This window comes from Colwellia sp. MB3u-8 (genome assembly GCF_014076985.1).
Lineage (GTDB): Bacteria > Pseudomonadota > Gammaproteobacteria > Enterobacterales > Alteromonadaceae > Cognaticolwellia.
Genome location: NZ_JACGVA010000073.1, coordinates 90,550 through 116,563, shown reverse-complemented (window position 1 = coordinate 116,563; position 26,014 = coordinate 90,550). Strand labels below are relative to the sequence as shown.

Below are 26,014 nucleotides of genomic sequence, written 5' to 3'. Positions count from 1 at the left end.
AAACGCTAGGGGAACTAGCGACTGATTGTATTGATAATAGCCAACAAGTCTTTTCAGGTAAAAGTTTTACAGCATGGCCCAGTGGCAATGCGTATCCCGAATACTTTATGTTTGGCAAACTCCATATTAATTATTATGAAGGCAGTGTTTTATTTGATGATATACCTTAGAGGTTTTGTAACTCAGCTTTACAATAGCGTTGCTGGCAGGGGATAAATTTCCAATGTAGTTTTGTCTGATTAATGTTCTTGGCCGCCATGGTTAATCGGGCCATTTTAAACGCGCTAAGTGACGAAAATTGCTGCTGGTTAATTTCATAACTGGTAACAATTACTGCAGTTTTACCTGCCTTAAATACAGTATATATTTTCTGATTTTTGCGAACCTTTTGCTCAATAGATTGCCAACCACTAGGGATTAAATCATTCTCGTAATAACTTGGCTTACCGTCTAATTCTTTACCACTAAAAAAATACGTAAGCTCAATAGCCTTGTCTTTTGAAGCTAAGCTGTTAGTAACCAAAGTATAAAAATGAATTTTTGGTTTCAGTTCAAATACAGCATCGCTGGTTAAATTACTAGCGGTTGGAGCAGGTATCAACATTGTGCTGAAAGTGGTTGATGACACAGCCAATATTACTAATAAAACCGCTAAAGCAGACTTATTAGTACTAGTACGGCTTTTAACTTGTGATGTATTTAGATGTTTAGTTGATTCTGGAATGTAATCTGATTGTGTGGCAGTTAAATCAATATCAGAATTTTTATTACCCCACCAAAACAAAATGAACATAAATGGAATAAACAAATACCAGCCAAAAGTATTATGATCTGTCATCAAACTACTTTCCATATTGGTATACTCACCAATTAATATTAAAGCTGTAATTCTTATCCAGTTAGTGAGTAGTGCCCCAAAAATAGCGAGGGCAAAAAATCCTAACGCCTTTTTGAGATTATTAATATATAGAAAGCTAAATAGTGAACTGATCGCTAATGAAACGATCATGTACCTTAAACCACTACAACCATCGGCTATTTCAAAAACACCTGCAGGAATAGTGACCAAGTTACCTTCAACATAAGTCGGCACACTGGTAAAACTCATAAAGTAGGTCACTACGCTGACCGATATTTCTTGAAGTATATTGGTCATCATGCCCCAAAGTGGCATGATGAAAATTAGAAATATGCTAGGGAAAACTATATACCTGTTCAATTTGTAAAGCATATTAATACTAGTGACTAAAACGGCTAGTAGAGAGCACCAGTAACCTAAACTTATTTGGGCATTGCTCATTATAAATAATGCTAAACAAGAAAAAATAAATATTACCGTTGCAGGAATCGAGAGTTTCTCTCGAAAAGTCAATTTGCCTGCTTTTTGCAATATATAAAACAAATACAGTGAAATAATGGGTATTAAGTAAGCATGAGAGTACGTGCCATCATCAAAACTATGTCGCCATAAAGTGACTAAAATAGGTATGTTTAATAATGCAACGGTGAAAAAAATGAGCAAGATACCTAAAAACGGTGTTTTAAAGAAAATGCTTACGATTTCAATGTGTTTATTTAATTTTATCATGTTACTTTATCTATAATATTATTGGGTGAATAAATGAAAAGCTTATCTAACATTAACACTACTGTTAATTACAATAATAAATTTATTCAATGGAGTTATTGTTGTTGTTGCAATTAAGCTAACAATATTTCAATGGTTTGTCTTTATTTAAAGCGTTATCAGCGGTTATATTTATTACAGACAAGAAGTCATTATCTGTAATAAATATCTAGGTATCAAGGTTAACGTTGATGAAAAATTTAATGCTACTTTAATTTATTGAAAAGAGCATATTAATAATAATAATAATAATAAAATATAGGAGTGAATATTTTGAAATTCAATCAATTAGTAACCTATTTAGGGCTCGCGGTTTTTATATCTGCTTGCAGTGAAAATACAACTTCACAAGAGCATGTTGTCAAGGCGAAGTTTGCGCTAGAAAAAAACGAACTAAGTACAAGTGAAATAGAACTAAAAAATGCTTTAAAAGTTGATGGGGAAAACGCGGAAGCACGCTTTTTACTTGGTCAGTTATATTTATCTCAAGGTAATAGTTTAGTTGCTGTTAAAGAGTTAGAGCGAGCGTATTCATTAAGCTACGACGCTAATAAAGTGGTGCCTTTATTAGCTAGAGCTTATTTTTTAGCTGAAAGCTATGAAGATATCTCAAGCCTGGCTGAAGATGGTAAATACTTAGTTATCGATAGTAAAATTAAATATTTAGCCTTTAAAAGCATGGGTGCAATTCTTAGCAAAAAACTTGAATTAGCTCAGGAAATCACCCTGCAAATAAAGACATTGTCTGAGTCCAACTCCTATACCTTGTTAGCAAATGCTTATGTTAATTTTGCCGAAAATAATAATGAAGAGGCACTTTCTTTAGTATCAAAAGCTTTACTAGCAGACCCTAAAAATATTGATGCCTTTTTGCTAAAAGGTCATATTTCTTTTGCTTTAAATAAATTTGACATTGCGACAGAAAATTTCAAGCAATATGAAAAATTTCAGCCACAAGTGGGCGTAACGAAATTATTTATTGCTAATTCATTATTACGCGATAATAAATATGATGAAGCTGAAAAATATGCCGATGAGATACTTGCATCTATCAGAGAGCAACCTCTAGCAAATTATGTAAAAGCCGTGGTTATGTTCGAAAAAAAGGACTTTACACTTGCCAAGTCACATGCCGAAACTGCGCTTAATCAAAACTATAATTTGCCGGTGTTAAAATTAATTGCTGGCACGAGTGCATTCAATTTAAATAATTATGAAGTCGCTTATCATCATTTAAAGGCTATTGTAAAACAAGTGCCAGCTAACCATTATTCAAGGAAAATGTTGGCGATAAGCCAGCTTCAGTTGGGGTTAATTGATGATATAAATGAAACACTGATTGGCTTTAACGCTACTACTTCTGAAGAAGTACGTTTTTTATCTAGCTTGAGCTTTCAGCTTGCTGAACTAGGTGCCGTTGATGAAGCTAAGGTCCTAGCAAAACAAGCCAATGAGAGTGCAATCGAGTCGAGTGCAGAGCAAAGTGTTCGTAGTGGTATATTAAAATTAATGACTAATGACCCTTCAGGGGTTGAAGATTTAGAATTAGCGTTCGAAGCCAACCCAGATTTTGAAGGTGCAGAACTTGCGATTGCTTATGCGGCATTACAAACAGGTGATTATGATAAAGCGCTTAAAGTGACTAAGCAATGGCAAGAAAAACAGCCTGACATAGCGGGCAGTTATAATATGCTTGCGTCTATTTATATAGCACAACAAAACAATGAGTTAGCTACCCAAGCATTACAAACAAGTTTACTAAAAGAAGCCAATAATCTATTTGCGCTTACCGAGTTAGCTAAGCTTAATTTTACTGAGGGTAATAAAAAAGAAGCTGAAAAATTTGCCCAACGTGCGGTTGAGCAATATCCAGACAATGCTAAGGCTTTACGCTCTTACTATGCATCCAAACCTGATGAGCAAGCTTTAGCTAAAATTGAACAGGCTTATCAAAAAAGTAGCGATAATATTGCCTTAAGTTTGTTATATATTGACGCGCTCATTAATTCAGATGATTTGACACAAGCGTTAGTTATTTCAAATGCGATGGAAACCAATGTTAAAACCTCTAAAAAATTATGGTTACAGCGTATATCGATTTATAAAAAGCAACAGAATGAGCTGAGATTTATTACCACCATTAAAGAATGGCTAAAGGCTAACCCTTATCATATAGAGCCAATATTAATGGTTTCTGATTATTATGTTAAGCAAAGACAAGTAGGTAAAGCATTACAGTATCTCGATAAAGCTTTGTCTGCTCATCATAAAGAAAGTTTAGTCATTAAAATGGTAAAAGTTCAATTGTTACTGGACACTAATAAGCTTTATGAAGCCAAAAAACTTTATCAAGATCAACAATTCCAGAGTATTAAAGCTGAGTTTAAAGCTGGGCTAGAAGGGCGTATCGCTTTTCTTGAAAAAGACTTTACTAAGGCTGTTGAAAAGTTAACGCTTTTTTATCAAGCTTATCCATCACGAAAAAATGCAATATTACTTTCGCTGTCGTATAAAGGTGATAATCAAGCAATACAAGCGCAAAAGGTTCTGCAGGAGTATTTGACGAAAAATGAGCAAGACGATCGTGTACGAATGATGTTGGCTGATAGTTATTTAGCGACAGAGTCTGACAAAGCTATTTTAGCTTACGAAAAAATTATTATTAATGAACCTAGTAATGTCATTGTTCTAAATAACCTTTCATGGCTATACTTGGATAAAGGCGCATTAGAAAAAGCGCAATTACATTCCAAAAAAGCGATTGAACTTGCCCCTGAAAATCCAAATGTTATCGATACAAGAGGAATGGTTCTACTTAAAGTCGGGGGGGAATTAGCCGCACGGAAAGCGTTATCAAAAGCATATAAAATAAGCAATGGGCAGGATATGAGTATCACGCTTAATTATGCAGAGGTATTAATTGCTAATAACCTAAATAAAGAGGCGATAGCACTATTACAACAATCAACAACTAATAACAATGAACTTAGTCAGCGAAAATCGTCGCTTATGATACAGGCGAAAAAGCAGTAAGGTTTTGTTTTATATATGTTTTTTTAATAAATAAAAAGTGCCAACTTGTTTTGTCTATAAAATTTACTTGTTATTTTTTGCTTTCCAAAAGTAGCAAGTAAATAAAATTTCAAATGATGCCTATCATACTGCTAAAAATATGCTTAACTAAGTGAATGTCATTAGGCTTTGGACAACAAGTGCTTTGCTAATATGATAACCACATATGAAGATATTACAAAAAATGGAGTTTCCCCTAATGCCTCGTATAAGTTTAAAACTCATATTCGTATATTTATTAATAATAAATGTTATGTCCTGCTCAGATCCTAAAACGGTTGCAGAGTACATGGCAGAAGCGCAAAGCTATGCTGAAAAAAGGGATTATACCAGTGCAATAATAGTGTTGAAAAATGCGATTAATCTAGACAGTAATCATCCTCAAACTCGATACCTATTGGGGGTTTCTTATCTTGAACAAGGTAATTATGTCGGCGCTGAAAAAGAGCTTGAACGCGCATTAGCGCTTAGCCCTAATAAACAAGAGTTAGTGTCAAAATTAGTGCAAGTAAAATATAAACTGGGTAAATATGATTACATTTATCAAGTAGCTGATAATTCTAGTGTATACGAAGACGATGATATTATTGTGATTCTAACTTATGCAGGCATTGCTTCTATTAATGAAGGTAAAGATATTCAAGCTAAGTTTTATGTAGAAAGTGCATTAGCGATCAGTGATAGTTCAATGTATGGACAAATAGGCCGAGCCTATATATCTCATAGTGAGAATGATTTTCAAGAAGGACTTAATACTGTTGAAACACTTCTAGCTACGGCTCCTAATATGGCCGATGCGATTATGTTAAAAGGTTATTTATTACAAGCAACCGAACAATTTGAATTAGCAGCTCAAACATTTTCACAATATGCAGTGCTTAGACCTAAAGATATTCAAGTACGTTTTTTTATCGCTCAAAACTACATTTACGCACAAAATTTTGATGCTGCCGAATTAGAAGTAGATCGACTCTTAAAAGTGTCGGCTAGCCACCCTTTAGCTAATCAATTTAAAGCTGAAATAGAGTTTTCCAGGGCAAACTATCAAGCCGCTCAAGAGTACGCCCTAAAGTCACTTATGGAAGGGGAAGGCTTTCATATATCTAAAATTATTGCGGGTGTTAGCAGTTATAAGTTAGGGGATTTAGAACAAGCCTATAATTATTTAAATAGTGTGAAAGCAATGTTACCTGCTCAGCATATTGTAAGACAACTGATTATTGAGATACAGCTTCAGCTGGGCTATGAAGTTGATGCGATAGCAGACTTACGAGCCATGGTGGAGCTAAATACAGCCGATCCAGCTTTGCTCACTATGGCTAGTAATGAATTGTTGACGTCAGGTAAAATAGAAGTCGCTGAAGAGCTATTGCAATATTCTCTTGATTTAGATAGCAAAAATCCTGACGAGGTTGCTAAACAAGGCCTTACACAACTTTTCCTTAATAAAACAGAAAAAGGCATAGAAAACTTAGAAAAAGCTTTGAAATTAGACCCCAATTTAGAATTTGCCGAACAAAGTCTTGTCATGGGGTATTTAAAGAATAGTCAGTTTACAGAAGCGCTTGTATTTGCTAAAAAGTGGCAGAGTATTGAATCTAAAAAGGTGCAAGGCTATTTACTCGAAAGTTTAGTATTTGAGCAACAAGGGAATTTGGAAGAGGCCGAAAAACTTTTATATAAAGTCATAGAAATTGATGAAAACAATACGGCTGCATTGTTTAGGTTGGCAATACACTCACATAAAAATGACATGAGTAGTGAAGCGTTCAACTATTATACTAAGACGATAAAACTTCAACCTCAGCATCATAGGGCAATGATCTACTTCACCCGCTTAATTGCGTCTTCAATGACCACTAAGATGAACTTATCAAGTAGAGCGATTCAATTTTATCACACTGCACTGGAAGAGAAGCCATCAAATAATTACCTGAAATTTGGTTTGGCGTTGATACATAATCAAAATAATACTCCTGAAGAAGCAATCGAATTATTTAAAGAGATTGAACAAAGCACAGATCCTATTGTTGGAATTGAACTTGCTTTAGGTGATAGCTACAGACAAATAAAAGACTGGCGCAATGCGGAACGAGCATACCAAACATATAACCAAAATGAAGCTGAAGATTTGCAGGTAATACATAAATTATTTTCACTGTATGAACAAATGGGAGAACTTGATAAAGCCCTTGCGCTAGCAAAAGAGTCAATTACTTCTCATAAAGACAAAACAGGGTTAGTCTTGCTGAAAGTTTATTATCAATCTCTACTAGGTGAAGAACCAAATGCTCAAGATTTAGATGAAATTAAAGCGAATGAAAATATCGCGGATCATTGGTTTGTAGATAAAACATTCGGTCATTTGGCTTATCGGAAAAAAGATTTTGAAGCTTCCAGCAATTATTATAATGCCGCTTATAATAAGCAACCAAGTGAAAAGAACGCTATGTATTGGGCAAAATCAGCTAGCTTGAAAGGTGATAAAGCACAAGCGGTGGAAATATTAGAAGCGCATGTCTCATCAGAACCGCTGGCGATTAGGGCGAAAATGATGTTGGCAGCCGCCTATATTATTGCACAAAAGCCAGAAACAGCGATTGCTACATATAAAGCGGTACTCCTAATTGAAAAGAATAATAGTGTCGCGTTAAACAATTTAGCAAACTTGGAGTTGCAACAAAATAATACCACGGAGGCATTACATTATGCTAAAAAGGCATTAACAGTTAACCCCACAAACGCTGATTTTATTGACACCTATGCACAAGTCCTAATCGCTAATGGACAAATAAAGCAGGCAATTGAACAATACGATTTAGCGCTATCGTCAAATAGCGCCCCTAAAGTTCAAATAATTATTCATAAGGCGGAGGCGTTAATTGCAGACAGTCAAAGTGAATTGGCCAAATCCTTCCTAACATTGATTAAAACTCAACAGCCTGATGAGCGTGAAAAAATTAATAAACTACTAAGAGAAATTGATTAGCTCATCATTGGCTGCTATCAGTGGTAATTGGGTATTTAAGTACTCTGTAACGTATTTTGTGTAATGGCTAGGTTAAATAACGTTTTAAAAACGGTCTTCGAATTCAACCTTAAATCGATTCAAGGCCGTTTCCAATTTTTTATTGGCATTGGTCATTTATTTGATGCTTGCTCAATCGCTAAATAGATTACTTTTGTAGCCGATTATTATGCAGAAATAATTTACGTTTTTTATGTCCTTACGAATAACACTGTTCAGTGATTCAATTCCATTAGTGGTAAAAATGGCTTTGCGTATATCACTAGGCCAGTGATAGCGTGCTGATTTTTGCCAGTTATTGCGCCATGAGCGCGATATACTGTCCCAGCCTTGCTCAACTTCTCTATCGCGATTAAGCCTTCCTCTGCGGTTATTGATATCCACATAGCGAGTCATTATTTATGGCCTTCAATATGATGCCTAAGGCGAGGTCAACGGCTTTATTGATCAGCGGTTTATCTTGTCTGAATTTCACCGCCAAACAGTTCAAATAAACTATGCGATAAAGGGCGGCTAAAGGCCCTACCACTCTAAAATTGCTCAATAACAGCGTTCGCAGTAAGAATAGTTTTAGATGAATAACCATTAGGGTAGTTATCTTTACTGGATTGCTAATGACAGGCGTAACCTAGGTGTTTGTCTAATGCAGCATTGAGTGTTGCTTCAACGGTGACCTTGGTTAGCATTTATGTAAAACAGTTAAGTCAGCTTCATTCATAATTGATTTGGTGGCTTGCTTAGCAAACGCCTCGAGTGCTTTCTTATTCATCGTCTGCCTATCCTAAACCCTATATGGATATTAATGATAGGCAGTTACACAGATTTTTTACAGGGTCAATTACGGCGACTATTAGTAGTAATTTTTAGTGGTAATTTTGTATTTATGTTTACCGCGGTCAATATAATCGTGAGTTCAATGTTGCTTGCATTATTAGCTATTAATTTTTATATTTTACATATTATAATTAACAAACAATATGTTACGGATTGTGGTGGGCCAAAATATCTGACTGGATTCATAGTTTGTATCGGTAATTTGTTTCGAAATTGACCCTTATCTTTATTCCTGAAATTTTTAGTTCCACTACGCTTTAGTTCCACTACGCATAACATATGTCTGCTATTTTTACATGTTCACTATTCTTATCACCTTGATTCATATTAAGATATTGTTAAATAGATTTAATTTAATATATGCGGGTCTAATTCCCCGCCGCTTGCTGCGGAAAGGATTTTGACTTCAGCGTAATTTAGATACCCCTCTTCACATAGCGAATTTGAGCCTAAGCGTAAAGCCTTGGCGCGTAGTAGTTTATTGTTGGCTTGATGTTTGCATTTACTCTGTTAGCAGCGGTTCTTGATAACCAAGAAATACAGCTGTAATAAACTAATTTAACAGGAAGTAAATATGTTTAATTTAAGAAAAAAACTAGGAATAACCACATTATTAACTTTAACTTTAGGTTTAGTTGGCTCGAGTCAAGCTGATATCATACTAGATGACTTTAGTTATAGCCCTGTGGTAAACATTGAGGTTAATTCAGGTTCTACATCAGAGACTACAGAGAGAGTAGATATCAATGCTCTTGGTGGTGACGTAATTTACACGTTGATTTATAACGATGGGCAACTTGACTCAAGCTCGACAAGTATAGACTTTGGTGGTGATGACGCTTTAACGTGGAATAATGCTGTCACAATGCTATCTACTTTATCATTATTTTACACTGACGCTAATGCTAATGGTACACCTAGCGGGCCTCTTGATTTAACGGCTAGTGGAAACCAAAATTCATTCTATTATGATATTATATTTTCTGATGTCGGGTTTGATATCAGTATTATTGTAGGCTCTGGCGGCTTTGACTTTGGAGCCCGCCATAGTCTTGATGAAAGTGCATATTCATCAACATCAGCGTCAGTTAGTAGCTTAACTCGTACTACGCTTAGTTTTAGTGATTTTAATGCAGTCTCAGGCTCAGGGGCAGACTTTGCCTCTGTAGACTATGTTCATGTGTTGCTTTCGACAAACACTGCCGGTGCAGATATGATGATTACTGAGTTCGGTACGGTTCCAGAGCCTACTAGCCTTGCTATATTTGCTTTAGGGCTAATCGGCCTAGCGTTTGGCGCAAGAAAAAAAACATAATTACTGATTTTATTTCCCATAAAAACCTCGTTGAACGAGGTTTTTTTTACTAAAAATATTTTCATACCTTAAAATCCATAAGATTTCTCTACGTTACTTCATCGCAATGACAATTCATCAAGATAGAGGCATATTTTAATTGGCTCATTACTGTCAGCTTTCTTTACATCCCGCTAACAAGTTGTCAGCTTTTTTTACAATAAATTAACATTTTGGGTGGTGCGAAAAGCAGCCGATTTTCTATGTGGTTGTGTTCAATTGATTTTTTATATTTGGCGTGGTTAATGCATTTGCTTACTTGCAACGGATGTAACTTGCATAACTTTTAATTATGGAGAATGAAAATGTTAAATTTAAGTAAAAAAATATTAATGACACTGGTGCTAACCTTAGGGATGGCGAGTTACAGTTATGCGGACATAGTGTTGGATGATTTTGACTACACTCCTCAACCGAATGTATTTATTGAAGTTAATGATACTGTTACTACGGCAACGACCCAACGAAATAATATTAACGCCTTAGGTGGTGATGTTGTCTATGATTTAGCTTATGTTTCGGGTAATCCTACTCCCGCAAGGACATCTGCAGCCAGTTTTAATAATGGCACTATGGCGCTTAGTAATGATGCCACATTGAAATCAACCTTGTTGCTAACATATTCAGAAATATTTGCTCCGGGAAATCCTACCGCCGACTTTAGTGCTCTTAATGGTTTTTATTTTGACCTGTTAGAGTCTGATTTAGGTTTTTCAATCTTAGTGACCATTGGCTCTGACAGTGGCGCGAATACAAGTATCTCAAATACTGTTTCAGGTGCAATATCTAGTTTGACGCGTACTAATATACTTTTTAGTAGCTTTGCGACTGGGCTAGGCGCAGGCGCTAATTTTGCTGCGGTAGATTATGTTTCAATTTTGTTAACATCAGATTTAGAAAATGTCGATCTAGTATTGCAAGAATTTGGTGCGACAACTGTACCTGAGCCTACATCATTGGCTATTTTTGGCTTAGGCTTAATCGGATTAGCATTTAGTGCGAGAAAAAAAGTTTAATCATCGATGATGAAAGCAATAATATGAAGTATTAAAAGACCTCGTACAAACGAGGTCTTTTTATGCGATTTTATAGCACAGGAGTGGTAGGGTGTTAGAAGAATTTCTCCGCAGACAAGAAATATACACGACTAAAAAAATATTATGCTTGTTCTTCCTAGTCTATTTGATTTTTCCACTATACTTATTGCCTCAAATCCTGCCGGTAGGTCGACCGTTAGACTTACACCTTTATTACACGCCAATGCAGGCCGATACGCTTATCGCATCTTATGGGGTGGAAAACCGCCTGGCATACATTAAGGGACTCATCACTATTGATATGGTGTACCCACTTTTTTATTCACTTTTCTTAAGCTTACTACTGACTTTTTTTATTGCGCGAAGTTATGCAAAACATCATAAAATGCAGTACGTAAGAGTACTGCCTTTTTTTATCATGTTAGTTGATATTATTGAGAATATTTGTATTATTTTAATGCTACTTGAATTTCCCTGCGCAATCGAAAGCCTTGCCTTAATGTCAGGTTTGATGACGTTATTAAAGTGGCTACTCATTGCAATCACTTTTGTTATATTATGCTATGCCGTGGTTCATTTTTATCTGCATCGCTCTGATATTGAAGCGTCAGACAACAACGGGTGTTAACAAATAATTGTTAACACCGAGTGGGGCTATAATCGAGTTACTGTGAATCTTTTACATACCTAAGCTCTTCTAAGCTTAACCTTACTGATCTACTCGTAGGGAGTGTAGATCGCCCTAGGCGGCCGGCAAATATAGCACGACTAGCATTACTGTCGCCTATTAAGCTTTTAAAACAATGGTCCATTTTGATAGCATTTTCTCTGGCCTTTTTATTTTCAGTAAATTGTACATCCGTACGTAAATACTCAGAAAAAATAACAGGGGTCTGCTCGGGTTGAAAGCCAAGTTGCAATGCCGTGGCTTGCAGCCAAAATTTTTGTACTGCAGCTCCTGCCTCTAAATAGCTTGCTAACCCAGAGGGCTCTTTGTCAGCAATAATCACAAAATGTGCCGAGCTTTTTATTGCGGTTGAAAAGTCCAATAAGAGCTTAGGCAGCACAGTACCGGCCAAATACTTATCAAGAAAGTGAAAGCGTGACCAGCTTTTTAATGACCAACGGGATAGGGCAATAGTTAAGGGGTCTATACCTAAAGACTTTGCCGGTAGTTTATCTTTACTAAATGTTGAGTTACAGTTTTTTTCCGGGCTGGTATCTTGCTCAATAGGAGTAAATTCCACTATTTTTGAATGCACGTTAAAGCCTTCTTCCATACTTAATCGCGTTGTGGCATTACCGTACATCAACTTAGCCACTTGCCAACGTTCAGCAAAGGACTCTTTCCAAATCACTGAATAGCCTTCAGGTAGTGTTGCTGCTAATTTTTGTTTTTCGGTTGTCGATAACGGCCTTGTTCCCATTCTTTTTCTCTGTACACAACGGGTTTTTATATAAGGAAAAAGAGCGTGAGTTGAAAGTGGCGTTTTAGACGCTTGTATTGCTAATTTAAAAGTAGGAAATAAGTCATAGTTTTCTTGGTCAGGCTCAAGGCCGTTTTTATTGTTTATTTGACTGCAGCATATTTCAAAATTGAGAGATTGTGCGGCAATTTTTGCATTTTCTAGAAAGCAACCCAGTGCAAGTTTACTGGCGTTACCCTTTAAATCATAAACAACATCTTTTCGGGTATCATGACCATGAATGATGCAGCTATGCTCATCTAAGACTTCAATTCTTAGCGGTTGCATATTGTCGCCACTGGGTGACCATTTAGCGTATTCAAAAATTTGTTCTATCGGTTTCAATTCAGTCTCAATCTTTATATTTGTTGTTGGCCGCATGACAATTTTTTTAGCTATATTAAACATTAATCGGGGTAATATGCCGGCATTACCAAATGGTCTCCATGTTTTGGCGAATTTATTTCTATAGGCATCGAAATGCAAGCCCCACGGGGCAGCCAAAACTGGCCCTCTATTAAGTAATATTTTTAAAGCATAAGTTTCGGCAATTCCGGCACATAAATTTACGGCCATGGGTGTTGAAGGCCCGCGTTTATCAATAAAACTGACGCGATTTTCATCAACAAGGTAAGGACGCTGGAGCATAGCAGGAGATAAACCGATGAGGAATTGAATTAGTTGGTCATTTTCAGTGTCTTTGTCGTCGAAGCGAAAGTATTGTTCGTAAGACATTTTACCCGGCATGAAACATAAAAATGCACAGCCCATTCCTAAAGGTGCTGCGGTGACTACGGGGATGTTTTTTTCATAACACTTTTGAAAAACTATTTTACGGGCTGCTAAAGCAAAAAAATCTAGGGCATCAACGTAGAGATCAACATCTTGTAAAAATTCATCTACATTGTGAGCAAATATTCCTTCAGGAAATGTTTTTATGTTGGCATCAGGGTTGATGTCTTTGGCCATATACTCCATAACATCAACTTTTTGTTGTCCTAAAGTCGACATAAAGGCGCCAGACTGTCGGTTAAAGTTATGTACTTCAAAATTATCAAAATCAGATATCTGAAAATTATTGATGCCTAAACGCGCTAACGTTAGCAAGTGTGCACCACCAACACCGCCAGCCCCAGCAATAGCTATTCGTTTGTTTTTTAATATTTCTTGTTCACTCTCAGTCACCCAACCTATATTCCGAGAGAATGCTTCTTCATAGTTAAACATGAGGATCCTTTTATACTAAAATTTAGGTTTATTAAGCTAGTATCAGTTGTTGATCTTAGTAATAGCATTAATACGGGAGATGACTATTTCAAACTTTTACCAATTTCTCTTTCTATCTCTTTATATAAACATTTAAATCCAGGGGTTAGATTTTCCATAAAAATAGTTGGGTTGATATAGTAAGGGGCACGCAAGCCATGATAATCAATGGCTTCACCAAGCTGAATAAAGTTAATACCAACAAATCGCAGACTGCGGGCTAGCCTTGGTTCCATCATGACATACACGTGTTTTACGTCCGTTTTAATGCTTAGTGACGCCCCAATCATATAAAGTCCAATAGCAATAAATGGAAAGCAACGTAACTCAGTTTCTGAGTAGCTGGGTTCATTAATCGTACCGACTGCTGAGCCCTTGAATTTATCTATTTTACGTCGTCTAAAATCAGCTTTTACAGCAAGGCGAGATATTTCACCTATTTCATGGCGTGGAAAGTTACTTGGGTGTAGTTCTTTGTTTTGTATGACATTGGGGCAATATTTTTCGATCGGTAGTAGTTCAGATTCGTTAGCTGATATCACCATTCTTACGCAGCTTGTGTAGGTATCTGACGGCTTATGTTTTATCATAGCGAAGATCGAGTGGGCATCAAACTCATCTTGCTCCTTGCCACCGTCTTTTACTTTTTCATAGGCCAATTCTTCACAATAAACATTGTGACGAATGCGGAACACTTCGTCGCGTAACTCATCAGTATCGGCAATTTCAGGCTTTAAGAATTGGGTGAAATGCTTAGCAATATCCATCGCATCATGATTAACTTTCATTGATGCAATGCGTTTGGTGATGGCTCCAACCAGGGGCACGTTTAGCAACTTCTTGCTCCAATTCATTATTTTCAGTTCCTGACTTTTAGTCGGTTATGCATGATGATAATTATGTTGTTTTCAGTATAGCCATATAATTAATTTACCACTTTATGTAATTATTATGAAATAAAATTGTAAATTAATTATTAATGATTGTCATTTTAAACACTTAACGGCCATGATTAATTTTAATGGGCACAATTTTCATTGCAGTTTCATAGCCCATATCAAAAAGTGAAAACTTTTTTTCTTCACTCATGCCAAAATCAACCGCTGAGCATAAGCCAGTATTGATAATGATAGTATTGTGCCAAAAGGCGTCATTAATATACTCACGTGATATGGTTGTCATAAAGGTTCTGATCAATAAGGTTACGTAATTTACGATAGGAAATAGCCCATCTGTTTTGAGCTCATCATATTCATGCTCACCGCGCAGACGAAAACACAATACGGGTGTGCCGTCCATAGCCCAATCTCGGTGTAAGGCATCTTCGGATAAAATACTGCCATCAACCATTAAATGTTTGCCAAAGGGTTTAAAGCTGAAAACCAGTGGAATTGACATAGAAAAACGCACGGCCAAAGACACTTTCATATTAGGTGTTCTTGCTCGGCTAAAAATAACGGGTCGGCCAGTTTTGACGTCGGTTGCTACTATATGTAAGTTTCGATTTAGGTCGATAAACCTTTTACCTGCTAAGTGTTGGTCAACCCATTGTTCAAAAATGTCACCGGAACTTAAACCACCATTACGAATTAAGCACACTAATGAGAAACCTTTAAATTGATTGTAATCGGTAGTTATCGCAATATGTTTAATTTCTGCTATCGATAATCCAGCAGCATACAAGCTTGCAATTATGCTACCGCCCGATACGCCAACAAGATGAGAAAAATCGATATGCAAATCTTTTAATGCTTGCAAAACGCCGATATGAGCGGGTGAGCGTGTTCCCCCGCCAGCTAAAATAGGTACTATATTCGCCACATATATCTCCTCGTTGTATCTTATTATTTAATTATGGGTAAAAATGACAAAATCGCTAGCCAAAAAATGTGCTAAGTTCAGGTAAAGTTTTAAAGTTTTAAAGTTTTAAGAGGAGTGAAAATATGAATAAAATATTACCATTATTAATCTTTATTGGGCTGATATTCAGTTCAATAGCCTGTGCTGATTTAGCGGATACGGTGAGTTTACTTAAACCTTCTGTGGTTGGCATTGGTGTTTATACGCCGACAGGACAGCCGAAAAATCAACTTTATGGCACGGGCTTTGTTATTGGCGATGGCACTTACATCGTGACCAATCACCATGTTATTGAGCAAGAGTTAGATGATAATTTATTACAGAAATTAGCTGTATTTACCGGTAAGGGCCGATCGGCGAAAGTAAAATTAGCTAAATTGATTGCCCATGATGAGGATCATGATCTTGCTATCCTTAAAATTGAAGGGCAGGCGTTACCGGCATTATCATTAGCCAACAATGACTTTCGACGTGAAGGCAGTGATATCGCATTTACTGGCTTCCCGATTGGCGCTGTGTTGGGACTTTATCCTGTCACACACCGAGGTATTATTGCTGCCGTAACACCCACTATTATACCCGTTGATGATGCAAGGCAAATAAGCATAGCTATGCTTAAGCGCTTAAGAGATCCTTATTTAGTCTATCAATTAGATGCAACCGCTTATCCGGGCAACAGTGGTAGTGCTATGTATGATGTTAAAACGGGTGTGGTTATTGGTATTATTAATAAAGTTTTTGTGCAGCAGAGTAAAGAAACAGTGATCAGTAAGCCGAGCGGTATTACCTATGCGATACCCGTGAAGTATCTGCATAACTTATTAAAAAAGCATAATATAAAGGGCTAGTGACTATATCTTGCCTGATAATTTCACCCGCTGTTAAAATAAAAATTTGGTTAATCTTCAGCATTTGTTTGTTGATTTGATATGGCCATTTTATTGTTTAGTAGCCTTGATATCGGCACTAGCTCTATGTTGTTTTTCTCGAGCAAGGGCAAAAGTTGATGTAATGATCTGATTGTTTCAGGATGTGGATGAGCGATAGCAACAACGCTACGATAACGTTTTGCATCGAGTATGAGTTGTTTAAATTGACTGAGAATATAGGCGTGTTCTAATTTATTATCGAGAAAAATATGTCGATGTAAACTGGGTACGCCAAAGCTTATGGCAACTTCTTCTGCTTGGCTAGCGCCAGTGGTTAAGCTATCAATAAACATTAAATTTCGTTCACGCAAAAATTGCATGGTCCACGCCATAGGTTGATATAGCTCGGTAAGTTTACTGCCCATGTGGTTGTTGATACCCAAAGCGAAAGGAATTTCAGCAAAGGCATGAGTTAAGCTTGCTCGAATACCCGTTTCATTCATGGCACTGGTTAACGCGCCTGGGCCGAGTTTTTTACCATTTTTTGCTTCCATTGGAATATGCAAAATAACATCATTGTTGTTTGCTTTTGCCTGTAACGCCAATATTTTTCCATAGGGCGTATGGGGAAGAATCGCGTAACTGATATTCCCGGGTAAATAGAGTGCTTGAGCATCGCTTTTTCGATAGCCAATGTCGTCAATAATGATCGCCACTTGTGCAGGTTGAGCATAAAGCAAAGCAGGCCAAAGTAAGCTAAAGGTTAGTAGGAATCGCAGCACAGTTAGTTTTTTTTGATGAGATAATAAATCATTATTTAGGGTAACAGTTCAGATGGTCAAAATCGACTAGTTAAACGCTTAACAATGCATAAGCTTATTTACACCAAAGTTTAGGGTTGACGGCTATGCCGGTATGTCGAATTTCAAAGTACAGGCCTGAGTTGGCTTGACCACCACTTTGACCTACCAAAGCTATGGGTTCACCCGCTTCTACACGGTTGCCAACAGCTTTAAGTAACGCTTGATTATGGCCGTATAAACTCATGTAACCATCGCCATGATCAACCACAGAAACTAGTCCATAACCTTTAAGCCAATCTGAAAATAAAATAGTGCCATTGTGAATGGCTTTAACTTGTTGGCCAATCGGTGCTGAAAGAAATACCCCTTTCCATTTTAAGTAGCCCTGTTTACTTGAACCAAAACGGTGGCGAATTTTCCCTTTAACTGGCCAACTCAGTTTACGTTTTAATTTACTCAAACCGACTAGGTTGTCTACTTTTCTTGCGGCAACAGCCATTTTTTTCAACAAGGCAACCAATGCTGACTCTTCTCGTTCTAATTTAGCTAGCTTCTGTTGTTCGGTAAGCGCCTTTTTATTGAGCGCTTTTAAGGTTTGTTTTTGTTTGGTTTTTGATAATTCGAGCAGTTGTTTTTGCTGACTTTGGGTTTGTGTTAATTGTGTTAATTGTTCAGCTTGCTGCTGGTATTGTGCTGTCACGTCATTCAGTTGAGTAATCGTGCTTTTAAAGGCTTCAATTTCCTTAATACGGGCAGCATTGAGGTATTGATAATGAGTAATAGTACGCTGTACGTTACTGGGTTTTTGTTGGTTAAGGATTAACTTTATATAGTCGTGATGGCCGGTAGAATAGGCAGCTCTAAGTTGCTTGGCTAATATCTGCTCTTGCTGTTTTTTGGCCAGTGCTAATTGTTTTTTTTCTGAGCTAAGTTGGCCTAGTTTTTGGCGTGTTGTGGTTAGGCTACTACTGGTATTTGCTAAGTTTCGTGCCACTTGACCTATGGCGATATCGTCTGTTTTTAATTGTTGCTCTAGATCACTAATCTCTACATTAGTACTTGATAAGGTTTGTTTCTGTTGATTAATAGCTTGTTGAATATCAGACAGTTGCTGATTGGCTTTTGCACTATTTTTAACATTAGCATCTGTTTGGGCAAAAATATCAAACGAGCAAAAAATCAGCACTAGGCCAATAAAAAAAGCATAGCCAGTGCTAAACTGGCTACGTTCTAATATTGGCTTGCTGATATTCATCTTAAAAAGCATGTTTAGATTAAGTTAAATTAAAGTTAATAAGTTACAGCCTGTCATATCTTTGGGCTGAGGCATATCCATTAATGATAAAATAGTGGGGGCTATATCACTTAGCGCGCCTGTTTTGGCCATTTTTGCGTTTCGACCAATATAAATTAACGGTACAGGTTCACAAGTATGTGCGGTGTGCGCTTGTCCTGACACCTTGTCCATCATTTGTTCTGCGTTGCCGTGATCAGCGGTAATTAAACACTCGCTGCCAGTTTTCTCTAATGCGGTCACTATTCTACCTATACAAGTGTCGACGGCCTCGCAGGCTTTTACTGCGGCATCAAAATCACCGGTATGACCCACCATATCACCATTTGGATAGTTACAAACAATAAAGTCATGCTCGCCGCTTTCTATGGCGGCCACTAACTTATCGGTTAACAGGGTTGAGTTCATTTCTGGTTGTAGGTCATAGGTTGCTACTTGTGGTGATGGCACTAATATTCGTTGTTCACCGACAAAAGTATCTTCTTTACCACCGCTGAAGAAAAACGTTACGTGCGCATACTTTTCTGTTTCTGAAATGCGCAGTTGCGTTTTATCATGCTTTTCTAACCATTCTCCTAACACGTTATTAAGTTTTACCGCGGGGAATGCAGAGGGTGCATCGATATCGGCGGCATATTCGGTTAGCATAACAAAACTGCCGAGTTTGGGTTGTTTTTGGCGAGTAAAGCCTGAAAATTTTGTGTCGGTAAAACAGCGGGTAAATTGGCGCGCGCGATCAGCTCGAAAATTCATAAAGATCATGGCATCACCATCTTGCACCTTAATCACTTCACCCTGTTTGTCGGTAATCGCTGAGGCTTTGACAAATTCATCATTTTCGTCGCGCGCGTAAGCTGCATGCAAAGCATCAGTCGCCTGACTATAGTGAAAATCGGCTTGGCCTGAAACCATTAAATTATAAGCTAATTCAACACGTTCCCAGCGTTGATCTCTGTCCATGGCATAATAGCGGCCAATCACTGAGGCGACTTGCCCACAACCTAATTCAGCAAACTTTGCTTGTGCTTTTATTAACGAAGCTTCCGCACTGCGTGGTGGCGTATCACGGCCATCTAAAAACGCATGTAAATAAATCTTTTTTGCGCCTTTTTCAGCCGCCATTTCTAACATAGCAAAAATATGATCTTCATGGCTATGGACGCCACCTGGAGATAATAGACCAAAAACGTGTATCGCTTTATTGTTGTTAACGGCGTTGTCTAACGCATTGACTAAAACAGGGTTGCTTTGAAATTCTTTATCTTTAATCGCTTTGGTAATGCGAGTGAAGTCTTGATAAACAATACGGCCAGCACCTAAGTTAACATGACCTACTTCAGAGTTACCCATTTGCCCGTCAGGTAAACCAACTGCCATGCCTGAGGTCTCAATCAGCATATTCGGTTTATTCGCCATTAAGTTATCTATTACCGGAGTTTTGGCATGATAAATAGCATTAGACTCTGGGTTTTCTCTATATCCCCAACCATCTAAAATAATAAGAACTGTTGATTTTTTGTTTGGCATCACGGCTTCCTTTATACAAGTAACGAGAGGTAAAAATAATTTTCAACAGCAGTATATCAAGACACGCAGTGAATATCTTCTGTCTGTGTAGAGAAAATAGCAGAGAAAATATTTCTGATCTCATCAGATTTTATAAGTCAATTATGGTGTGAAAAGTTACAGCAATAAGAACAAAATTTGTCGATGGGTATTAAGATATTAAGTAAATCTGTTTTTCTATGAAAAGTTCAGTTTGGGTTTAGTTTATTAGCCTGTATACTATTGCCAAATTTTAGTTAATTAGAATATAAAACTTATGGACCAACTTATTACCTTCGCAATGAGTCAATCTTTGCTCAGCACTATTTGGCTATTTATTGTTTTGATGATTATTGTCATGACGATCAGAATTCAAATGTCACCTATTAAACAATTAAGCACACAACAAATGACTTTTTTAGTTAATAGAGAGTCTGGTGTTGTTGTTGATAGCCGAAGCGAGAAAGACTTTAAAGCCGGACATATTGTTGATGCGTTGCACCTTGGCAATGATAAAGTCAGTAAAAATGACTTTTCTAGTCTTGAAAAACATAAAGATAATCCCATCATTATAGTATGTAGTGCTGGCATGAGCGCAGGCAAAGTGGCTAGCCAGCTAGCAAAAGCGGGCTTTACTCGAGTAAGTTTACTTAAAGGTGGCATGAATGCTTGGTTAAGTGCAGGTTTACCTGTAACCAAGTAGTGTGCAACTAAACAACGGACTATGATAATGGCAGTTGATATATATACTAAAGTAACTTGTTTTTATTGCATGAGAGCGAAAGCTTTGCTTGATGATATGAAGGTTACTTACAACGAAATAAAAATTGACGGTGATGCACTATTGCGTGAAAAAATGATCACACGCAGTCAGGGCAGCGCAACAGTGCCACAAATATTTATTAACAACGCGCATATTGGTGGTTGTGATGAATTACTTGCATTGCATGCGCAAGGAAAATTAGCTTCACTCTTAGCACAATAATATCAGTGAAAAAATAGAGAATAAAAATGCCTTAAAAAGGCGTAACTATATAGGAAGTAATACAAAATGGCTGACGAAATTCAAAACGGCGCAGAAGCAACAACTGAACAACAAGCACCACAATTTGCTATTCAACGCGTTTATACTAAAGATATCTCATTTGAAACACCCAACTCACCGGCAATTTTTCAAAAAGATTGGAAGCCAGAAATACAGTTAGATATTGATACTAAATCAACTAAACTTGCTGATGATACTTATGAAGTAACTTTGTCGTTAACCGTTACGGCTAAAGTTGAAGACCAAACAGCTTTTCTAGCTGAAGTACAACAAGCCGGTATTTTTACCATAGGTAACTTGCCTGAAGCACAGTTAGCTCATACTATTGGTGCATTTTGTCCTACCACTTTATTCCCTTATGCGCGCGAATCAGTAGCGAACTTAGTTAGCCGTGGCTCTTTCCCACAAATTAACTTAGCACCGGTAAACTTTGAAGCTTTATTCGCCAACTATGTACAACAACGTGCAGCACAAGCGAATGCTGAACAAGCACCAGCAAGCACAGAAACTCACTAGTTTATGAACCCTGATTCTGCAGCAATTTCCGTTATTGGCGCTGGTTCTTATGGCACAGCGCTAGCAATATGTTTAGCCCGTAATGGTCATAAAACATTGCTTTGGGGACGTGATGCTAATCACGTTGCTGAAATGGCGAGTACACGGGCTAATGAAAAATATTTACCCGGTAGCCAGTTTCCAGAAGCATTAGTGGTTAGTGATGATTTGGCAAACGTAGTCGCGGCCAGTAAAAATATTTTATTGGTGGTGCCGAGCCATGTATTTGGTGAAATGCTGGAGAAAATCAAACCTTATCTAAGAAAAGATACGCGTTTGGTCTGGGCTACTAAGGGTTTAGAGCACGATTCAGGGCGCTTATTGCAAGACGTAGCGCGAGAAATCTTAGGTAATGACATATCGTTAGCTGTGCTTTCTGGACCTACTTTTGCAAAAGAAATGGCCGCAGGATTACCAACGGCGATATCTTTATCTTCAACCGATGATGTCTTTGTTGAAGATATATCTAAATTATTACACTGTGGGCGAACCTTCCGTGTTTACAGTAACAGCGACTTTATCGGTGTACAGTTAGGCGGAGCCGTTAAAAATGTTATTGCCATTGGTGCCGGTATGGCTGACGGCATTGGCTTTGGTGCCAATGCACGAACGGCTTTAATTACCCGTGGCCTAGCCGAAATGACCCGCTTAGGTTGTGCATTAAACGCTGAACCGTCAACATTTATGGGCATGGCAGGGCTAGGTGATTTAGTATTAACTTGTACTGACAACCAGTCACGTAACCGTCGTTTTGGCCTAGCATTAGGCGCTGGCGCAGGTGTTGAGCAAGCAATTGCTGATATTGGCCAAGTGGTTGAAGGTTATCGCAACACCAAAGAAGTTTATATGCTGGCACAGCGCATGGGTGTTGAAATGCCGATTGTGGAGCAGGTTTACCAGGTACTTTATTGCGGTAAAGACGCCAGATTAGCCGCGGCAGATTTATTATCTCGTGACCGTAAATTTGAATAAGGTTAAATAAACCAGATTTTTGGTGACTGAATAAATAGCGGGCAGTTTAAAGAATTACTCAAAGTTGAAAATCACCCGTAGGCTCTATGTATGTAGGGTGGACTTTAGTCCATCAAGTTAAATGCAATTTAACGGTTTTCGCCATAAACAACATTAATTTTTCAATATATATGTATAGAGTAAGAAAATTTATCAACGTTGAAAATCATCTGTAGACTCTATGTAGGTTGGACTTTAGTTCATCAAGTTAAATGCAATTTAACGGTTCTCGCCATAAATAACATTAATTTTTTCAATATACATTTATAGATTTAAAAAATAATTCCCGCTACTAATGTTTGTTTACCCATCACCTTAATCCCCAGCTCAACTTTTGACAGATTCAAGTACGACCGACAAAAAAATTGCTCAACATTAAAAATCACCTTCAGGCTCTATGTAGGGTGGACTTTAGTCCATCAAGTTAAATGAAATTTAACCCGCTTTAACATAAGGTTCATCAGGTTATAACTGACTTACTTTTACACTGAGTCTGCAAAGCCTAGCTGGCGCCATGCCTCATAAACTATCACAGCGGTGGCGTTTGATAAGTTCATACTACGGCTATCTTTTAACATAGGTATTCTAATTTTGTCTTTGTCAGGTATTTGTTGTCTAACATCCTCGGGTAAGCCGCCGGTTTCTGAGCCAAATAAAAGATAATCACCGGACTGAAAACTGATGTCACCATAATAACCGGTAGACTTTGTTGTCACCGCTAATATGCGCTTAGGTTGCTCACTTTCAATAAAACTTTGATAATTCGCATGGCGCTTAAGTGCCGCAAACTCATGGTAATCTAAACCGGCTCTGCGCAATTTTTTATCTTCTAGGTCAAAACCGAGTGGTTCAATTAGATGTAACCTAAAGCCGGTATTAGCACATAGGCGAATTATATTACCCGTGTTGGGTGGAATTTGAGGTTGAAATAAAACGACATCTAACATATCAAGTGCTTAATAAATTGTATAATTAAGTGGTATTATACCGTGCTTGATTCGGCTTTGCTTTATCTATGTTAAGCAATGTTAAGCAATATTTATTTCATTAGGAGGACTTAGTGCAGGCTAACAAGATAGATTCAAACCAATATGCTTACTTAGTAAAGCTAGCAGCATTTGCGGCAACAACAACGGCGTTGATTTTAGTGGTATTGAAGCTTTATGCTTTTTTTGTCACTGACGCTAGTGCCATGTTAGCTTCCGCGACTGACTCGATTTTAGATTTATTCGCTTCCATCATGAATGTGGTGATTTTACGTTTCGCTTTGGCTCCAGCCGACAAAGAACATAAATTTGGTCACGGCAAAGCGGAAAGTTTAGCCGGATTGGTACAGGCCGCCTTTGTGTTGGGTTCAGCATTATTACTGGTGTTTAATGGTGTCGATCGCATTATTAATCCACAAGAAGTGGTGCGCACCGAAGTGGGTATTGTGGTCTCAATTATCGCTATTGTCATGACCTTGTTGCTGGTGATACTGCAAAAATATGTGATTAACCGGACAAAATCTGTCGCTATCAGTGCCGATGCTTTGCATTATCAATCTGACTTAATTCTGAATTTAGGCGTTCTTGCAGCCCTGTTTTTAAGCCAAGGTTATTGGTTGCAAGCGGATGGGGTTTTTACTGTTGCGGTCGCTATATTCCTGCTCATTGGCGCAGGAAAAATTATCTGGCACAGTGTTCATCACTTAATGGATCATGAACTTACTGAAGAAGAGCTGGATACCATTAAGAAAATTATTTTGGCGCATGAAGGCACTCATGGTTTACACGAGTTGAGAACACGACAAGCCGGGCCAGATCGTTTTATTCAATTTCACTTAGAATTAGATGGTGAGTTATCTTTGTCGGAAGCTCATAGTATTGGCGAGGCCATTGAAACAGAAATTATTCTAGCCTTAGCACCCTGTGAGGTATTTATTCACCACGATCCTTTGTCAGTATCTAACCACCAATAGGCTAAGGACGCAAAGGCCATGATTAAGGCATAACTTCTTATGTTTTAGTCATGGGCTCTCGGCTCTCGGTTATTGATGTTGTGCAAACCATGTGATGGTTTTATCTAGCGCGATATCACGGTATTGGTCCACTTCAAAAAAAAGCTCGTGATAGGCGCCAAAGATGACTATGGGCTTACCGTCAGGGCAAGCATTGTGATTAAAATTATTGAGTGTTAGACAAAAGTTATCTTGAGCATGATTATCAACAATCTGTTCTTTCTCTGCTTGCAACATTTGTATTGGTAGCGACAATTTTTCGATATCAATAAATAAATTATCCGAATTTATCATGGCTTGCTCTAGCCAATTAAAAGTGACACCCCCCAGTTTTAGTGCTGGCTTGGCTTGATATAATGACTGAAAACGCTGAAAACGCTTTGCTGAATGCATTAAGCGATTTTGTGCAAATGAACTTTGATTATGATCACTTTGACCAAAAAAATACCATGGTGTATTAGACAGCCAACGGTTTATGCTTGAGCCTGTTTTTATTAATGCTTTCGCTAACCAATCTGGCGTGCCGCCACTTGATATGGCTATCATGGGAGAGCTTAAACTTAATGCTTTGACCTTATGTGGGTAAAGTTGCAGGTATCTTAATGCAATTGCGCCACCCATTGAATGTGCTAGCATAAAAGAGCTTTGCTGATGTTGTGGGTATTTTTCAGGTAAGACCTGGTGGAGTAATTGTTGTAAATCTTGTGCGTATTGATCAAATTTTTCCACATAACCCTGTAAGCGGTTGGTGGTTAAACGCATCGAAAGTCCTTGTCCTCGATGATCAATAATAACGCTATCATAGCCTTGATTATCTAGATCATAGGCCAACTCTTGATATTTTAGGTAACCTTCTGAGCGCCCAGGTACAATAACAATATAAGGCTTTTGGGGACGTTTAAAGTTAGTGGCATAAGCGATGCGAATATTGTCATTTGTTTTGAAGGACGCTTGAGTTACTGATTGCCAAAAGCTTTCAATAGCGGCAATCTTCTTTAAGGTAAGCGCTTGCTTACTCACTAAGATTTTTGCGTTAGCCATTGCCGAAATCCCTAATAATAGCCAAAAAATTAAAGCTAGCTGATAAAGTTGTTTATGTTTCATTTACACTATTTTTGCTGATCTTTATCGGTAATTCAATGGTAACCGTAAGACCATTCTCACTATTGTTTTGAGCACTAATTTTGCCATTATGCGCAACAATAGCTTATTTGGCTATCTATGCCAAACATCAGCTGAATTTTCAACAAGCCGCAATGGCAAGGGCAAAATTTCACCATGGTGTTATGCAAGTGTTAACATCAGAGCAGCAGCAAAAATTTTTAACCATGGATAAACACAGTTAAGCT

The 26,014-nt window shown here is 37.7% G+C and carries 21 protein-coding genes and 1 pseudogene; 12 read left to right on the top strand and 10 right to left on the bottom strand.

All coding sequences use genetic code 11. The features are described 5' to 3' along the window. Positions 1-166: 166 nt before the first annotated feature. Positions 167-1,588: an exosortase gene (xrt, locus tag H4J54_RS17390; RefSeq protein ID WP_182192245.1), complete on the bottom strand. Its 1,422-nt coding sequence runs from the start codon at positions 1,586-1,588 to the stop codon at positions 167-169. 312 nt (positions 1,589-1,900) lie between these two features. Between xrt and prsT (H4J54_RS17385) the strand changes: the two genes are divergently transcribed. Continuing rightward, complete coding sequence (prsT, locus tag H4J54_RS17385) at positions 1,901-4,660, top strand: XrtA/PEP-CTERM system TPR-repeat protein PrsT (RefSeq protein WP_182192244.1); 2,760 nt, start codon at positions 1,901-1,903, stop codon at positions 4,658-4,660. Between the two features lie 205 nt (positions 4,661-4,865). Continuing rightward, complete coding sequence (gene prsT, locus H4J54_RS17380) at positions 4,866-7,688, top strand: XrtA/PEP-CTERM system TPR-repeat protein PrsT (protein WP_182192243.1); 2,823 nt, start codon at positions 4,866-4,868, stop codon at positions 7,686-7,688. Positions 7,689-7,772: 84 nt separating this feature from the next. Here the strand turns inward: prsT (H4J54_RS17380) and H4J54_RS17375 are convergent. Next, positions 7,773-8,496: pseudogene (locus H4J54_RS17375) on the bottom strand (transposase). A 639-nt stretch (positions 8,497-9,135) separates the two neighbouring features. Between H4J54_RS17375 and H4J54_RS17370 the strand changes: the two are divergent. The 3 genes from H4J54_RS17370 (at position 9,136) to H4J54_RS17360 (ending at position 11,580) form a co-directional block, all read left to right on the top strand. Next, positions 9,136-9,876, top strand: a complete 741-nt coding sequence (locus H4J54_RS17370) for a PEP-CTERM sorting domain-containing protein (protein ID WP_182192242.1) — start codon at positions 9,136-9,138, stop codon at positions 9,874-9,876. A 344-nt stretch (positions 9,877-10,220) separates the two neighbouring features. Further along, positions 10,221-10,931 carry a PEP-CTERM sorting domain-containing protein gene (locus H4J54_RS17365; RefSeq protein WP_182192241.1) on the top strand — a complete coding sequence of 237 codons (711 nt, stop codon included), beginning with the start codon at positions 10,221-10,223 and terminating at the stop codon, positions 10,929-10,931. A gap of 91 nt (positions 10,932-11,022) precedes the next feature. Beyond that, positions 11,023-11,580 (top strand): hypothetical protein, encoded by a 558-nt coding sequence (locus tag H4J54_RS17360; protein WP_182192240.1) that lies wholly within the window; start codon positions 11,023-11,025, stop codon positions 11,578-11,580. A 37-nt stretch (positions 11,581-11,617) separates the two neighbouring features. Here H4J54_RS17360 and H4J54_RS19730 read toward each other — a convergent pair whose 3' ends face one another. The 3 genes from H4J54_RS19730 to H4J54_RS17345 form a co-directional block, all read right to left on the bottom strand. Next, positions 11,618-13,645: a ThiF family adenylyltransferase gene (locus H4J54_RS19730; protein ID WP_182192239.1), complete on the bottom strand. Its 2,028-nt coding sequence runs from the start codon at positions 13,643-13,645 to the stop codon at positions 11,618-11,620. An 83-nt stretch (positions 13,646-13,728) separates the two neighbouring features. Beyond that, positions 13,729-14,538, bottom strand: coding sequence for a PEP-CTERM/exosortase system-associated acyltransferase (locus H4J54_RS17350; RefSeq protein ID WP_182192238.1), 810 nt, complete (start codon positions 14,536-14,538; stop codon positions 13,729-13,731). 145 nt (positions 14,539-14,683) lie between these two features. Next, positions 14,684-15,505: a patatin-like phospholipase family protein gene (locus H4J54_RS17345; protein ID WP_182192237.1), complete on the bottom strand. Its 822-nt coding sequence runs from the start codon at positions 15,503-15,505 to the stop codon at positions 14,684-14,686. Between the two features lie 122 nt (positions 15,506-15,627). On the opposite strand from H4J54_RS17345, the gene H4J54_RS17340 reads away from it, so the two are divergent. Further along, positions 15,628-16,392 carry a serine protease gene (locus tag H4J54_RS17340; protein WP_182192236.1) on the top strand — a complete coding sequence of 255 codons (765 nt, stop codon included), beginning with the start codon at positions 15,628-15,630 and terminating at the stop codon, positions 16,390-16,392. Between the two features lie 50 nt (positions 16,393-16,442). On the opposite strand, the gene H4J54_RS17335 is transcribed toward H4J54_RS17340, so the two are convergent. The 3 genes from H4J54_RS17335 to gpmM form a co-directional block, all read right to left on the bottom strand. Beyond that, complete coding sequence (locus tag H4J54_RS17335) at positions 16,443-17,195, bottom strand: divergent polysaccharide deacetylase family protein (protein WP_310650123.1); 753 nt, start codon at positions 17,193-17,195, stop codon at positions 16,443-16,445. A 94-nt stretch (positions 17,196-17,289) separates the two neighbouring features. Beyond that, positions 17,290-18,471: a murein hydrolase activator EnvC gene (locus tag H4J54_RS17330; protein WP_182192235.1), complete on the bottom strand. Its 1,182-nt coding sequence runs from the start codon at positions 18,469-18,471 to the stop codon at positions 17,290-17,292. A 24-nt stretch (positions 18,472-18,495) separates the two neighbouring features. Beyond that, a complete protein-coding gene (gene gpmM / locus H4J54_RS17325) occupies positions 18,496-20,037 on the bottom strand; it encodes a 2,3-bisphosphoglycerate-independent phosphoglycerate mutase (protein ID WP_220464238.1) in 1,542 nt (513 codons plus the stop codon). 295 nt (positions 20,038-20,332) lie between these two features. On the opposite strand from gpmM, the gene H4J54_RS17320 reads away from it, so the two are divergent. From H4J54_RS17320 to gpsA, 4 genes are all read left to right on the top strand, one after another. Beyond that, entirely contained in the window at positions 20,333-20,758 is a 426-nt protein-coding gene (locus tag H4J54_RS17320) for a rhodanese-like domain-containing protein (RefSeq protein ID WP_182192233.1), read from the top strand. A 27-nt stretch (positions 20,759-20,785) separates the two neighbouring features. Beyond that, positions 20,786-21,040 (top strand): glutaredoxin 3, encoded by a 255-nt coding sequence (grxC, locus tag H4J54_RS17315; protein ID WP_404851920.1) that lies wholly within the window; start codon positions 20,786-20,788, stop codon positions 21,038-21,040. A 66-nt stretch (positions 21,041-21,106) separates the two neighbouring features. Continuing rightward, positions 21,107-21,616: a protein-export chaperone SecB gene (gene secB, locus H4J54_RS17310; protein ID WP_182137297.1), complete on the top strand. Its 510-nt coding sequence runs from the start codon at positions 21,107-21,109 to the stop codon at positions 21,614-21,616. 3 nt (positions 21,617-21,619) lie between these two features. Beyond that, positions 21,620-22,627: an NAD(P)H-dependent glycerol-3-phosphate dehydrogenase gene (gene gpsA / locus H4J54_RS17305; RefSeq protein ID WP_182192232.1), complete on the top strand. Its 1,008-nt coding sequence runs from the start codon at positions 21,620-21,622 to the stop codon at positions 22,625-22,627. Positions 22,628-23,148: 521 nt separating this feature from the next. Here the strand turns inward: gpsA and trmL are convergent. Then, positions 23,149-23,613 carry a tRNA (uridine(34)/cytosine(34)/5-carboxymethylaminomethyluridine(34)-2'-O)-methyltransferase TrmL gene (gene trmL / locus H4J54_RS17300; RefSeq protein ID WP_182137299.1) on the bottom strand — a complete coding sequence of 155 codons (465 nt, stop codon included), beginning with the start codon at positions 23,611-23,613 and terminating at the stop codon, positions 23,149-23,151. A gap of 113 nt (positions 23,614-23,726) precedes the next feature. On the opposite strand from trmL, the gene H4J54_RS17295 reads away from it, so the two are divergent. Further along, positions 23,727-24,626: a cation diffusion facilitator family transporter gene (locus H4J54_RS17295; RefSeq protein ID WP_310650122.1), complete on the top strand. Its 900-nt coding sequence runs from the start codon at positions 23,727-23,729 to the stop codon at positions 24,624-24,626. A gap of 69 nt (positions 24,627-24,695) precedes the next feature. Here the strand turns inward: H4J54_RS17295 and H4J54_RS17290 are convergent, their stop codons facing one another. Next, entirely contained in the window at positions 24,696-25,706 is a 1,011-nt protein-coding gene (locus H4J54_RS17290) for an alpha/beta fold hydrolase (RefSeq protein ID WP_182192231.1), read from the bottom strand. A gap of 143 nt (positions 25,707-25,849) precedes the next feature. On the opposite strand from H4J54_RS17290, the gene H4J54_RS17285 reads away from it, so the two are divergent. Continuing rightward, on the top strand, positions 25,850-26,011 hold the full coding sequence (locus H4J54_RS17285) for a hypothetical protein (protein WP_182192230.1): 162 nt from the start codon (positions 25,850-25,852) through the stop codon (positions 26,009-26,011). The last annotated feature ends 3 nt before the right edge of the window (positions 26,012-26,014 follow it).